The organism is Deltaproteobacteria bacterium HGW-Deltaproteobacteria-6, assembly GCA_002840435.1.
GTDB lineage: Bacteria > Desulfobacterota > Syntrophia > Syntrophales > Smithellaceae > UBA8904.
This window is the reverse complement of the sequence record PHAT01000001.1, coordinates 44,546-59,612: the sequence shown is the minus strand read 5'-3', so window position 1 is coordinate 59,612 and position 15,067 is coordinate 44,546. Positions and strand designations below refer to the sequence as shown.

Genomic DNA, 15,067 nt, shown 5'->3' with positions numbered 1-15,067 from the left:
TCGGGCTGATTCAGACCGGCATGAGGTATTGATTGCCCGGAAATGGCTGAGAACTTCCTTTTGCGTTGTGAAGTGCAGGAATCATGAGCCCGCATGAAAGGCAAACAGGCCGTAAGCAGCCTGAGGAACAGCCGGAGCGAGTCTTTCGGACTCGCCCGGCTTTTTGAAAACCCTTGAGAACAGCCTAGTGGTGGAACAGACGCAGGCCGCAAAATGCCATGGCAATGCCGTATTTGTTGCAGGTGTCAATCACCTGCTGGTCGCGGATGGAACCGCCCGCCTCGACAATGGCCGTCACACCGCTGCGGTGGGCGCGCTCGATGTTGTCGCCGAAGGGGAAAAAGGCGTCGCTGCCCAGACAAACACCGGTGACTTTCGCCAGCCATTTTTTCCTTTCCGTTCTGGTCAGAGGTTTCGGCTGGCGGGTAAAGGTTTCGGCCCAGACATCGTCACCGATGACGTCTTCCGGGGTCTCGCCCAGGTAAACATCGGTGGCATTGTCGCGATTGGGTTTGGCAACATCGTCGCGGAAAGGCAGATTCAGCACTTTGGGCATGTGCCTGAGCTGCCAGTTGTCGGCCTTCTGGCCGGCCAGCCGCGTGCAGTGAATGCGGCTCTGCTGGCCCGCGCCCACGCCGATGACCTGGCCATCCTGCACGTAGCAGACACTATTGGACTGCGTGTATTTCAGAACGATCAGGCTCAGCACCAGATCGCGCTTCTGCGCATCGGTCAGCGTCTTGTTTTCCGTCACCATGTTTTCCAGCATGCGGTTGTCGATCTTCAGATCATTGCGGCCCTGCTCAAAGGTAATGCCGTATACCTGCTTGTGCTCCAGAGGAGTGGGGACATAGTTTAAATCAATGGTCACCACATTGTAATTGCCGCCCTTCTTGGACTTCAGAATTTCCAGTGCTTCGGGTTCATAGCCGGGGGCGATGATGCCGTCGGTGACCTCGGTTTTGATGATCTTCGCCGTAGGCACGTCGCACACATCGGAGAGCGCGATCCAGTCACCGAAGCTGCTCATGCGGTCCGCGCCGCGGGCGCGCGCATAGGCACAGGCCAGGTCAGACAGCTTCATTTTGAGATCGATGTGATACATTTTGCGCAGGACATTGTTCAAGGGGTAACCCAGAGCGGCGCCGGCGGGAGAAACATGTTTAAAAGAAGCTGCGGCAACCATACCGGTATTCTCTTTCAGTTCTTTCACCAGCTGCCAGCTGTTTAATGCATCCAGAAAGTTGATGTAGCCGGGCTTGCCGTTTAACACGGTAACCGGCAGCTCGCTGCCGTCCGCCATGAAGATCCGGGCAGGCTTCTGATTGGGGTTGCAGCCGTATTTAAGCGCTAATTCGTTCATGGACTATCCCTCCACTGTTTTGTATTTGTTGATGATGACGTCTTCGTATGTCCCCGTCGCAACGTCGATGGCGCGAACAAACAGGCTCACCTTGTTGTCTTCGTTCAGGGCCTCCCACAGCTTGCCTGCGTATTCATTGGGATCTTCCTCGTCAATGGCGACGCGCAACGGCTCGCCCGCAAAGCTGGGAATCGGCGTGCCGTTACACTTGTAAGTGCTGATAAAGTGTCCCTCGCCTTCCAGCGGGTGCGAATAATCAAATATAAAGCGCTGGACGCTTTTTTCATTTCCACCGCAGCTTTTCAAAATACTGAGCTTGTAGCCGCCTGTTCTCATATCCACCACGCCGGAGATGCGGGGCGTCCAGTTGGGTCCGTCATCTTCAAAGGTCCGGGTCAAAAGCGCGGCTTCAAAGCCGAAGCCGGGATAATCATTACGGACGATAAAATGACGGATGGTATCAGTCTGGTCGCCGTTGGTTACAATAGTCATATCGTCCGGCGTCAGAACGGGGTTGTAAATAATCAGATGCGGGTCCGTCATTTTGGAAGGATCGGCAGCCTTGGTGCGGATGCCGCCGTCAATGGGATCAAACACGCGGTTGCGGCTGTTGACGCTCCGGCCCATGATAAAGTAGGCAATCATCACTTTGCCGCCCGGCGTAAGCCCGATGCAGATGCCACGGCCCGGATAATCGTTTGAGGCCAGATACTCGTATAAATTCTCTTTCATTTTTTATTTCTCTCCTTGGTTATGGATAAGGTATCAATTTTTGGTTGCGGGAGTATATGAAGAGAAGATTCGTATGTCAACTGGATTTGGGTAAAATATTAATTTTCACAATAAAAAGCGATATGTTGATGATTTTATCCGGACTTAAACGGCGGTTATTACGGATTGAAACGTTATCCGCCTAGTATCGGGTAATGTGATGCTCCGTCAGGCCGAACAAATCTTTGATGGGATGGATTATGCCCTGATCGTCTTTAAAACTGCCGCTGTAAAGGCCGAAGGGCTGATGAAAATCGGAACGGATGATACCGGCAGTGTTGATTTTTTCAGCCCGCTCGCCTGACGGGACAAAAGACAGATCCAGTTTTCCGTCCGTGGTTTTTATTTTCCAGGGCTTCATGACATCGCCGAAGTCGAAGCGCGCGGCCGTCAGACAGGAAATCCTGCCATCCATCCAGAAGCAGTTTTCATTGAATTCTTCATCATCGGCAATCATATTCTGGCAGAGATTGAAGGCCAGCAGCTTCCCTTCATCACTGAAACCTGCGGCTGTAGCCCATTTCCAAAAGCTGACATAAGGATAATAGGTTTTTTGATCATCGATGAGCGCAATGGTTGAATTCCGGTTCAGAATAATTTCTTCAGAGTCCACCACCATACTGCCGGACGCGGGAACGGCCGCTTTATGAGTATAAAACGGGCGGGTTCGGGTGATCGGGGAAACCTGAACCAATGGCTCAACAACCTTCAAATCTTCATGAACGGTTATTTCGCCTTGGACAGCCGGACGGTTTTTATATCGATCGATATCGATCAATATCCGGTGGACCCCCTGATCCAACTTGTTTTCAAAGCGCAGACGATAGCCTTTGGCATCAAACCAGCAGGCATCATCATACAACTGCGAGGCTGTATGCACCGCGTTTTTTTTGCATGCCTGCCGGGTATGTTCAAACCGGGTATTCTTTAATCGATCATAGACATAGAAAAAGGAAACGCCCGTGAACTTGGCATCAAAGATCACCATGCCGAAATAATGCGTCGGGGTGATGATGCCGTAATGCTGCCATTCCTTCAGGCGAAAATTCTTCCAGAAGCCGGGCGCAGGAAAAGAATACAATGGCGCAGAAGGAAGATTGGCATTCCGAAACGGCATGCGGAAAGTACCGAAGTTAATCGATCCGTCTTCCTCCACCATCCGGGCGGGGGTCGTTTGAATATGTCTCACAATCGCCTCTCCGGTTTTCAACCGCACTGGAAAGTTCTATGACGGAACTTTAGGCAATTTGGGGAAATTCGCATCCAGCGCGGCATTCCATTTATCAACCATCGGTTTGACACTTTCCATCAGCTCCGTGATATCGCCCTCGATCGTGATGGAACGGATTTTATCGCCCTGCGCGATCGCATTGACAATTTCCTGATCGATGTCGCTCACCACCTCGCCAAACACGGTATGCTTGCCGTCAAGCCAGGGAGTGGGCACGTGTGTGATAAAAAACTGGCTGCCGTTGGTCTGGGGGCCCGCATTGGCCATGGACAAAATGCCCGGTTTGCTGTGGCGCAGTTCCTTGACAAATTCATCCCCGAATTTATAACCGGGCCCGCCGCGGCCGTCGCCCGCCGGGCATCCGCCCTGAATCATAAAATCGGGAATCACCCGGTGGAAGTTTAAATTGTTGTAATATCCGCGCCGCGCCAGATTTACAAAATTGCCCACGGTCACAGGCGCCTGATCCGTAAATAACTTCAGGCGGATGGTGCCTTTATCTGTTTCAATAACGGCTATGAGTTTACTTTTCATGATCATCTCCTTTTAAGATAGGTGCTGAAACTTTAGATATTATCGCCGGATATGTCAAGGCAAAAACCATCTTGCAAAACTCACTTAAGTGCGTTAAGGAATGCCAAAATTGCGCATTAATTTCATGTCTGTATGCCGATCGCGTAAATCCGGTCCATGAACCAGGCACGGCCATGATCGTAACCGGTGTGCAATATTCCAAACATTAAGGAGCCTGCATGAAGGCAAAAAGCCCCATCCGGAAAAACATAGTCGTCAGTGTGGTCATGGGCAGCGACTCGGATCTGTCCGTCATGACCGAAGCAACAAAAATTCTGGAAGAGTTCGGTATTTCTCACGAGCTTTTTTTAACTTCGGCCCACCGGACGCCGGAAAGAACGGCAAAGTTTGCTGAAGCTGCTGCCAAACGCGGCGTGAAAATCATCATTGTCGGGGCGGGCGCCGCCGCACATCTGGCCGGTGTAATCGCCTCACAAACACAGCTGCCGGTGATCGGGGTGCCGATTGATGCAACGGCCGTTCATGGTCTGGACGCCTTGCTTTCCACCGTGCAGATGCCGGGCGGCATACCGGTTGCCACAATGGCCATAGGCAAAGCCGGCGCGAAAAACGCCGCTCTGTACGCCGTGCGCATTCTGGCGCTGGAAGATAAGAAGATCAGCTCGAAGCTGTCCGCCTACATTAAAAAAATGGCGCTGGATGTGGAAAAAAAGCAGGCAACCCTTTCATGCCGGAAATCCTGAAAATCGACGGAGATAATTCCGAAGAAGCCGTCTTATCCCGCGCTGTGGAAATTTTAACGGCCGGAGGCGTCATCGCCTATCCTACGGAAACTTTTTATGGACTGGGCGTTGATGCGGCAAACGAAAAAGCCATCCGGAAAATATACGACATCAAAGGCAGGAATTTCACCAATCCGATTTCCGTGATCATCGACTGCGAAAAAAATCTCTTCCCGCTTGTTGAAGAAGTGCCTGCCCGCGCCTTAAAGCTGATGCAGTCATTCTGGCCGGGCCCGTTGACCATCGTTTTTAAAGCTGCCGCTGAAACATCACCGCTTCTGACCGCGCAAACCGGCAAAATCGGAGTGCGTGTTTCCAGCAACGCCTGCGCAATGAACATGGCGCGGAACCTGGGCCACCCGCTAACCGCAACCAGCGCTAATTTATCCGGTGCGCCGGAGTGCTCCACGGCCTTCGAAGTTATCGGACAAATCGGCAATAAAATTGACGCGGTTGTTGATTGGGGAAAGACGGCCGGGGGCAAAGGCTCCACCATAATCGACGTCACCTCTGATCCTCCGCAAATCCTGCGTGAAGGGGTCATCAGCCGTCCCTGTCTGGCTACGTATGGAAATTTCCTGTAATTTCTCTTCTCTCCATCATTAACTATTTTATTTCACTTACTAAATTCCATTTCGTAATAATATTTTTTTATTGACATTCATTGTTTTTTGGAGCAATAAATTAGAAACGAATTTACTAATATTCGATAAATAAATTTATGGTGATTATTTCATTTGCGAAGCGGAGGGTTCGATGAAAAAAATTGTTTTAATAATCAGTATATTTCTCTTATCGATTATCTGTCATTATCCGGCTTTTTGTCAAACTCCAAACCCCCTCCTGGAAGAAGGCATCAAGCAGTATCAGGAGGAAAATCTCGAAGAAGCCATAGAGACCTTAACAAAAGCCAGAGCCGCCGATGCCGGTTCATCCATGGCGGCCTTCGTTCTGGGCATGGCTTATAAACGAACCAACGATTTACCGAACGCGGAAAAACACCTGCGGGATGCCGTCACCCTGACCCCCAAAATCAAAGAAGCCTACGTGGAGCTGATTGATGTTTTGTACCAGTTGAATAAACTTGCTGAAGCCAGGCAATATCTTGCGATAGCCGAAGGCGAAACTATTATTCCGGCCAAAATTGCCTTTCTCAAGGGACTAATCTTACTGAAAGAAAACAAAAATAATGATGCCGTTGCGTCTTTTGAAAAAGCAAAGCGGCTCGACGCCACATTTGCTCAAGCGGCTGATTTCCAAATCGCGGTAGCTTATATGAAGGAAGGAATGCTCAGCAAGGCCAAGGAAAGCCTCAATTTATCCATTACCCAGAATCCCGTTTCGGACCTGGCCGGCTTCGCCAGGCAATACCAGGACATTATTGACAGCGCCATCAAAACGCACCGGCCGCTGCATCTGACGCTCAGCGCTCTGGTCGGCTACGATACGAACATTATTTCCAAACCCAAAAGTGACGCCCTCTCTGTAGGTCTCGACGGCGAGAAAGGCACCACTCTGAACTCGTCTGTCCGGGTTGACTTTACGCCGAGAATAGAAGGTCCCTGGCTTTTTAACGCCTCCTATACGTTGGCATCCTTTGTAAACTCGCAACACACCCATTCCCATGATTCTCTGGCCAATTCCGTTTCGATAGCGCCGGGGTATAATTTCGGCCGTTGGGCCGTCAATTTCAATGCCAGTTATACAAATTTCCTGCTTCGGACGGATTCAGCCCTTGTCCCGACGGCCGATTCCTCTCCGGGTTACAGGCAATATATGCACTATTACACTTACGGCCCGTCGATAAAGTTTCTGGTGAATGAAACAAACATCGTTGAATGGTACATCGGCTATGAAAAGAAAGATTACGACAACCAGAAATATACGGGTCCCGACAATGTGAGAGATGCGGAAGGACCTAAAACTTACCTGAGCTGGATCTGGCTGTATATGCCGAACGGCTTTTTCAATCTGCGCGCTGAATATAATATAGATCACGCTGATGGAATGCTGTGGGATAACACGGGCACAAGACTGACCGGCAACATCAGCATTCCGCTTTTTTCTCAGGAAACGGCAAATAAATATGGTCTTCTGAGTCTCCAGGTGACCGGGGGTGTTTATCTCCAGACTTATTCATATGAGCAGTCTTATCAGGAAGCGGACGGCACCACACCAGTTGGTAAAAGAAAAAGAAAAGATGCTACTTACAATGGTTCCGTCGGTTTGAACTGGGCATTCTGGAAGCACGGCAGCCTCATCTGCCAGTATAGTGCAACAGAGGTTGATTCCAATATGCCCGTAAATTCATACAGCCGTGACATCTATATGGCAGGTTTTGAGTTCCGGTATTAACCCGTTTTTAATGGTTCAATTTTTTAAGGAGTAATTTATGAAAACAAAACTGACATCCTTGATGATGATTCTATTCATCGTGATGACCTTTGCGGCCATCGGACAGGCTGCGCCGGCAGGCAAAGTAACCAATCTCGACGGCCGGGTGGATATTACCGTAACCGGAAAGCCCGCAAAAGTGTTGTCCATCGGTGATGCAGTCAATGCGGGGGATATCATCCGAACCAAAAGCGCATCAAAATGCGAAGTGACATTTACCGACGGCAGCATCATCAGGCTTGCCGAGAACAGCCGTCTGAAAGTGACAGAATACAATCTAGGAAAAACAAGCAGAACAACCATTCTCAGTCTGTTCAGAGGAAAAGTACAGAATGTCGTCACCGCTTCTTCCAAGCTGTTCGGACAGAAAGAAGCTTCTAAATATGAAGTTCACACGCCAACAGCTGTCTGCGGTGTTCGCGGCACCACATTCTACAGTTACCATCAGAACGGCGTATCCGGCGCCTTATTCGCTGAAGGATCGGGCTATATGTACAGCAAAGGCCGGCCTGATGCCGTCAAACCGATTACCGCAGGCCAGATGATGGTCGTCACCAGCGCCAACACACCTCCGACACAAAAACCTGCAACATCAGGGGACACCAACAAGTTCTTTAAAGATACAACTCCGTCGGAAAAGAAAAAAGATACCAAAAAAGACGGGGATGACAAGGATAAGGGCGGAGCAGGGTCTTCCGGATCAGGCAGCGGCTCGGGCGGTAGTGGATCAACCGCTTCATCCGGGAGCTCTTCCGGCTCCGGCAGTGGTGATTCAGGCAGCACCGGTGGCTCCGGTACGGGCAGCGGTGATTCCACAACGGGCGGCACCGGTGGCTCCGGCACCGGCAGTGGTGATTCGACAACGGGCAGCACCGGCGGTACAGGCGGTACCGGTTCAGGCGGTTCCACAACAGGAAGCACCGGTGACTCCGGCAGCGGCGGAACACCGTTGGGCGGCGGGACACCGTTGGGCGGCGGAACACCGTTGGGCGGTGACGCGCCATTAGGCGGTTCGGTACCAAACCCGACGCTGACAACGACTACTCCCACGCCCCCTCCCACGGTGATAGTACCGGTGATTATACTGACAACAATAGCAACGGAAACGTTTTCGACATTCACGCAAGCGGTTACTCTTGGAAATATGTCGGGAACCATGACCGGATCCATTGGCGATACGACCAATACCGGCACCCTGAGTCTGACTGCCACTGGCCAGGCATCAACCGAAGCTGCGGCACTGACCGGAACACTCAGCGACGGCAGCAGCTATAATGCATATCTTGCGGGCGTTCCCGGCTCCTGGTCGGGATTGCTCACGGGTCTGACGTACAAGGGAGGAACTGTTTCCATTATCAAGGGTATCCTCTCCGATCCGAATTTCACGGACAACGGAAGCACAAGCGTTCTTAACGCAAGCGGCACCATCACGCGCCAGACCGGTTACAGCGCCAGCACCGCAATCCCGGATATATACGGTGGCAGCACACTACCCGTCCCTGCATACTTCAGTACCGGCTCCACCAGTTACTCCGGCCAGGGCTATGAAACATCCACGGGCGGCCTGCTTGCCACCTGGGCGCTTTCCAGAGCGGGCGGCCTGGGTAATTTCCCGACGGCAACGGGAGAATATTCGCTATACTACATGGAATATCACTCTCCATTTTCAGCATCGCCGTCTGCCTACCTGGGCCAGAGCACGCAGACATTTAACGCCGAAACAGGGCATTTCGGGATCACCAGCAACTACATGTATTTCATGAACGACAGGTATTACGGCACCATGAGCATGAACACGCTGGGCGTTCTCACCTCTTCAGACGGCTACGGGCATTATTATTACAACGAAATAGCCGCCGGCACATACATCCTCGATTCGCTCAAGTACAGCGGTCGCTGGGGAGATATAGGAAGTTTGTATTACGATAATAACGGCCAGATGGCCTGGGCCGGTCATGATGAAGCCCTGATCGGCGGTATCTCGCAGGCGCCCTGGGCGGGGAATACCGATTTCAAAGCTATGGGTACGTACTACTATGATACGGGCGGCTATCCCTATTATCTTTGGAACACCAGTCTGTCGGGAGGACCAATCAACTCAACGGATATTTCAGAGGGATATTTTGAAGGCGCCACCGCCGGTATCTGGGGAGAAAGCATTCAAAAAGGCAAAGGCTCCATCCGGGCAATCTACATGACCCCCAGCGTCTATGTCAGCGGCAATCAATATACAGCCACCGCCGGCATACTGGCCAGCGACGACATTTCCCTTGATCTGTATCCGGAAATCGGCATGTGGAAAGCCAATGGCACCCTCGGACCATACAGCGGTCTCACCTATACGGGGGATCCGATCAATTCCAACTGGATGATTGGTTATAACGAGCTTACAGAGAACATGATGTTGAAAGGGTCTTTCAACGGCACCGGCTCCATGATGGGAAACGGCTCTTTTGCGACCATGTTTCTGATCGATCAATACGCAGAGCCTTACCCTTACGGTGGCCCTTCCTGGGGTGTTTATAATCTGGCCCTCTTTGGCAACAATGGACCCAGCCCCAACGTCTTTTACGGAAAGCCAGCAGGCGAGGCCGTCTGGTCGGCAAAGCTGGGAGGACCGGGACAATTTGGATGGAACTCTTCAAATTATGATAGCTATGATATGGGCTACTGGCTTGCCAATATCGCCGCTTCAACAGGCAAATGGTTAACAGGCGGACAGATCACCGGAACAGTCAGCGGCAAATATGTCACACCTACCCATATCGGCAACCTCTATGGGCCTTTCTACGGATTGTATACGGGGACTGAATCCGGCACATGGATCGGCCAGAGCGTCGGCATTTACGAGGGCACACCCACCGATTTCGGCGGACAGTTGAACAAAAGCCTCTTTTACAATGACCTCGGCTACTACGGGTATTATGACAGTGCCTCCGGCGCTTTCGGCTTTCTGGTGCGTCCGGATCAAAAATACGATTTTCTGGCCATCGGGCAATATTACGATTCCGGATACGGAGCGGGAGGTTTCGGGGGCCCCTACCTCTGGAACAATTCCATGTCTCATGACGTATATAGCTCTGAAGGCCGGTACCTCAATGCTTTCACCGGCGGAATCTGGGAGAAGGCTAATCCCGATGATGCATCTGGTTCTATTGGCGGAACTGTCGCAGCGGTTTACCTCACAAAAGAAGTTCTCAACGAGGTGCCTGTTGTAAAAACCGGCCTGATCACGGGCGACCTCACGGGTAATTTTTACGAGATGTCTTATGACGGCTATGGGGGCTACAACGGCATGTGGCAGGTTCAAAGCAACGCGGCTACCGGCCTGACGGCCATTGAAAAGACCCTGCCTGCTGATTTTGACCTGGTAACAGCCAGTATAAACAGCAACACCATCGATGCATCCGCAGCGGGAAGTTTTGCCGATCCCGCCAACCCGTCACAGAAGGTCGGGATCGTTAAGGGTGGATTCTCTTTCGGCGAGACCCGGTTTATCACCTACCTGTCCACCGATGACTCTACCACCTACAAGAGCCTCCCCTTCGGGATCTACAGCCTGCAACTGGGACAGGGGGGGAGCATTAACTACTTCGAAGGCAAGCCTCAGGCCGCCTCCGTCACTTGGAACGCCAAGACAGGGTCCGATGGATATTTCGGCGTCAATACCAATGGAACTGACTATGGCTTCTGGCTTGCGGACATCACCGGCTCCTGGAAAGAATACGCCGCGGAAGCAGCCCACGGCACCATCAAAGGCGCCCTGAGCGGCAAGTACATAACCGCCACCCATATGGGCGACATGAACGGACCTTTCTATGGATTGTATACGGACAATAGCGTATATGCCGGTGAAACGGGCTGGTTCTCCGACGGCACCTGGATCGGCCAGAGCGCCGGTACCTATCAGGGCCAACCTCTTGCCTTCGGCGCCGCTATTGATTGGGGAAGCTGCGGTTATTTTGATACGAGTATTGAAATTCCAGTGATGGTTTATGGCGATCCTACCGGATTGTCTCTGCGCGGCATCATCGGCAGCACGACATCCTTCATCGGCGCCGCGGCCCCGCTGAGCGGCATCGGAAAATATTACGCCGCCAGCACCTACCCGTTGTTTGAGATGAACATTTCCAGAAACCTCAATGCTCCGAACCTTGCCGATTCTCTCAGCCTCTGGTTCGGCGGCATCAAGAATACAAACAGTTTCAAAGGAAAGATGATGGGGCTGTATGCCAACTGGAACAGCGCGAATGGTAATTATGACGCAGGCTATCTGACGACCGGGCCGGTAGCCGGACAGGCGGTAACGGGAAATCTCTATCCCGAGGTCGGCATGTGGGAAATCACCGCAGGCGCAATGACATCATCCGCGAAAAGCGCCATTGACACGTCCGGAGCAGGAAATGTCACACCGGAAATTACGGCAACGTCTACTCCGCGCGTCGCCGCCATTTCCGGCGCTTACGGCATCAGCGGCGTTGCCAACACGTATGACATGTATTTTACGCAGACGGGCGGCGCCTGGGGTGTGTGGCGTTCGGAAACCGGCGGTACTTATGCGGAAACACCGGCAGCGGGCTGGTCGGGCGCCACCGGTGAGGTAGAGACCGTACTTGGGCAAGTCCAGAGTTACTCCATCTCGCGTCTCACCGGCACAAGCTGGACTGACGGACAGATAGCAGGAACAACCAGCGGCCGTTTCCTGAGCATGACTGAGTGGGGCAGGACATCGGGCGATATCCTGGGCGTGTACGGCAGCGGCAACTGGCAGGCGGTAGCCATGGGCAAAATCGAACAAACCGGAACGCTCGCTTTCAGCAGCGCACTCACCGGCAACCTGTATCGGGTCGTTTCCGGCACCGTGCACAGCAGGGAATACCAGCAGCCGAACTGGAACGTCTTATCTTCCTGGTTCGAACCCCTGAGATACGAAACACACTATTTCGTGCCGGCAGAAGGCACCTACGATGTTACCAAAACAATCGCCTTTGAATCAGTACGCAGTAAAAGCGGCAATTATATTAACTCTGACGATTACCAATACTACGCGAACGGGAAATGGGTCAAGATTTCGAAAGGTCAGGGAATCACCTTCGCGGCAGGTTCGGGAAACACATCCGACATAACAGGATTGGATTTTTCCGATCCTGCCACATCCCCCAATTTTGCCGGAACGATCGTCGCAGATCCCGCGACACCCTTTACAAGCGACGGCAACTACGTTTATGCTTCCTACTCCGCATGGGCAACCAATGCCCTTACGCAAAACGGCGCTTTTACCGGCATCCTTGGCGCCTTGAACAACGTATCCCTGTGGAGTTCCAATTCCGGCAACAAGATGGATATCATTTTGATGGGCAGCCACGATCCATATAACGGTTCGCAAATCTTCGATACAACGACGTCCTATGATGGCAGTGGCGCGGGCAACGGCGCCTTCTTGGGCAAGCTGACCGGAGTCATTCAGGACACCAATACCGCAACAACTTACAGTGAAAATCCGCTCACCGGCCTGATTATCGGTCTCTATGTCGATCCCGAAGGAAACGCCGGGGTTTTGAAGGGCAACTTCACAGGCGCCTCCTACACGGGAATCAATCTGTGGGAATCAACCGATCAAGCAGGCGCGGCAACTCTCTATCGCTATTCTACACAGGTTTCGGGACTTAGCGCTTCCGACCTCTTGACGGACGGCTATATCTTCTGGGGCAATATTGGCGCCAATATCAATTCGACATTTAACGGCACTTTTGGTGGAAACGGCAAAATTTATTCACCAATCGGCATCATGGGGTCAACGTTTTCCATTGCCAGTCAGCCGGACTGGGGTATCTTTACCATGAAGATCGGTATGGCCGATGCCTATGAAAACCCGACAAGCGCCACCACCTGGACTTCCAGCCTCTTCGGTTCGGGCATGTTCGGACAATACCCGGCCAATTACGGAGCAGGAAATGTTCAATACGCCGACCTGGGTTACTGGAATGCCGAACTCACCTCCGGCACATGGTCGGGCGGAAAGATGACGGGAACATTTAACGGCGACTTTATCACCCACAAGAAGATCGGCACCCTGGAAGGATCGCTTCTCGGAACCTACGACGGCACCACATCCGGCATCTGGCAGGCCACGGCAGCGGGCACTTATGTAAAAACGCAGGATGTCAGCTTCAGCAGCGAGATCCAGGGAAAAGGATATGCGATGACCTCCGCAAAAACAGGGTTCAGTTCGGTTCCCTTAACCTACTCTTATAACTTCTGGTATGACAACAATCCGTCAAGTTCATCTAATTACGGCAACAGCACCTACTACACATACAGCGGCAGCAGCCTGAATTCCAGAACGTTTACCCGCTTCAACATTATGGGCCCGCCGGATGCTGTGACCTACCAGAAAGACATCTGGGTGCAAGACTACGGCGCTGACCTGACACTGGGCACGGCTGACGACACCTTCACATATTCCCGCACCGACTACGGCACAGTGGGTGAATATAATGCCGCCATGGCCTCTGACCTGGTCGTGGACCCGTATACAACGAACACACTCACGCCAACCGATCAACTGGGCTACCACTACTCGGATTTCAATGGCATAATGGCCGGCACGGAAAATCTGTGGACCAATATCGGCAATCACTCTTCCACGCCGATCTATCTGATGGGAGATATCGATTCGTTTGACAACAATAAGTCCCGGCAGCTCTTTGCCGCAACGGTCGTGAGCTTTAATCCGCTGGTCAGCCTGACTCCCTATACTAATTCCACGGCCCCCATTGGCGGAGCTTATTTCGCCTATCTGGGGGGAGCATTCGGCACACAGACGACTGCGTTCGATACAATTGACGGCATGATATCGGGTCTCTATCTGAAACCCGACGGATCGGCGGGTGTTCTCTATGGAACAATTGCCGGCAACAACCAGACGGACAGCGGCTACTGGAAAGGTTCGGGGACTGTCAGTGGTTACCAGCTTCTGGCATCCGCGACAGGCGGCCTGACGCCGGCTAATTTTGCCTCAAATTTAGTGACATCCACTTCTTCCGGCTATACCGGCACGTCCGATCCCTTCTTTGGCGGCACACCCTATGTTCAGTCATACGCTGTCTCTGAATCCACATTCTTAAGCCCTGCCTATGGTGGATATTTCGGTGTTTACAGCTTCATTGCCGGCGGCACTTACAACAAGGATATGGCTGCCAATGAATCCTACGCATCCGGCGTATTATCCAACTCATCAGCCACTTACACCAGCAACCACTGGGATAGTGCAGCAGTGAACAATGTTCGCAGCGGATCAGTGCTGCATAACGGTGTTTTCAATCCGGCAACCGCTACCGGCTACCTTTCCACAAAGGCCGATTATACGGCGGGAACAACATCTATTCAGGGCGGCGACCTGAAAGGCCTTTTCAACCCCAACAACACCGTGCCCGCCGCCAGCACCTGGCAGGTTGCCAGCAATGGAACCATCATCAGCACGGCGGCTTTCGTGAACCTGGTTAACAGTCTCTCAACCGATGCGGAAAAGAACGCCTTTATGGCGGCGATGAAGATCCCGTGTGTTAATGTTGGTTCGGTAGATCTCACCGGTTCACGCGGTGGTGCGGGAAACGCGCTGAGTGTGACGATGACCGGAGTTAACTTCTATGCCTACTCCACGGGTCAGGCCCCCAGACTCTTTGCTACCAATAACGTAACGGGCAGTTATGATGTCAGCAGTCTGTCCGGTGCCACCCCGGTCGGCGTGGCTCTGACCCCCACCAGCATGGTCAACATGTCCGGAGTCTCCGCGGCCTTCACGCCGACAACAAATTTTACGAACGGTAAATGGGGCGCCCAGGTGGCGGGTGCAGCTACCATGACAGCCCCGTCCACCAATATTGTTTTCAAAGGCGGTGCCGCGGGAAGCACCAGCGGTGGAACAGCCGGCACGTTCAGCGGTACGGCTGCGGGTATTGCCAAGTAAGAGACATCGCCACTTTTCCCTAA

General features: G+C 52.4%; 8 protein-coding genes. 4 read left to right on the top strand and 4 right to left on the bottom strand.

Annotation, left to right across the window (positions count from 1 at the left end; genetic code table 11):
* Positions 1–184: 184 nt before the first annotated feature.
* The 4 genes from CVU71_00215 to CVU71_00200 form a co-directional block, all read right to left on the bottom strand.
* Positions 185–1,363 carry a 5-aminoimidazole-4-carboxamide ribonucleotide transformylase gene (locus tag CVU71_00215; protein PKN20258.1) on the bottom strand — a complete coding sequence of 393 codons (1,179 nt, stop codon included), beginning with the start codon at positions 1,361–1,363 and terminating at the stop codon, positions 185–187.
* Positions 1,364–1,366: 3 nt separating this feature from the next.
* Positions 1,367–2,095, bottom strand: coding sequence for an inosine monophosphate cyclohydrolase (locus tag CVU71_00210; GenBank protein PKN20257.1), 729 nt, complete (start codon positions 2,093–2,095; stop codon positions 1,367–1,369).
* Between the two features lie 181 nt (positions 2,096–2,276).
* On the bottom strand, positions 2,277–3,323 hold the full coding sequence (locus CVU71_00205) for a hypothetical protein (protein PKN20256.1): 1,047 nt from the start codon (positions 3,321–3,323) through the stop codon (positions 2,277–2,279).
* A 36-nt stretch (positions 3,324–3,359) separates the two neighbouring features.
* Complete coding sequence (locus CVU71_00200; GenBank protein ID PKN20255.1) at positions 3,360–3,905, bottom strand: peptidylprolyl isomerase; 546 nt, start codon at positions 3,903–3,905, stop codon at positions 3,360–3,362.
* A gap of 212 nt (positions 3,906–4,117) precedes the next feature.
* Here CVU71_00200 and purE point away from each other — a divergent pair, with 212 nt between their 5' ends.
* From purE to CVU71_00180, 4 genes are all read left to right on the top strand, one after another.
* A complete protein-coding gene (purE, locus tag CVU71_00195) occupies positions 4,118–4,642 on the top strand; it encodes a 5-(carboxyamino)imidazole ribonucleotide mutase (protein PKN20254.1) in 525 nt (174 codons plus the stop codon).
* On the top strand, positions 4,627–5,265 hold the full coding sequence (locus tag CVU71_00190; protein ID PKN20253.1) for a threonylcarbamoyl-AMP synthase: 639 nt from the start codon (positions 4,627–4,629) through the stop codon (positions 5,263–5,265). Before purE ends, CVU71_00190 begins: the two co-directional genes overlap by 16 nt.
* Before the next feature lie 172 nt (positions 5,266–5,437).
* Complete coding sequence (locus CVU71_00185; GenBank protein PKN20252.1) at positions 5,438–7,036, top strand: hypothetical protein; 1,599 nt, start codon at positions 5,438–5,440, stop codon at positions 7,034–7,036.
* A 37-nt stretch (positions 7,037–7,073) separates the two neighbouring features.
* Positions 7,074–15,044 (top strand): hypothetical protein, encoded by a 7,971-nt coding sequence (locus CVU71_00180; protein ID PKN20251.1) that lies wholly within the window; start codon positions 7,074–7,076, stop codon positions 15,042–15,044.
* Positions 15,045–15,067: the final 23 nt, after the last annotated feature.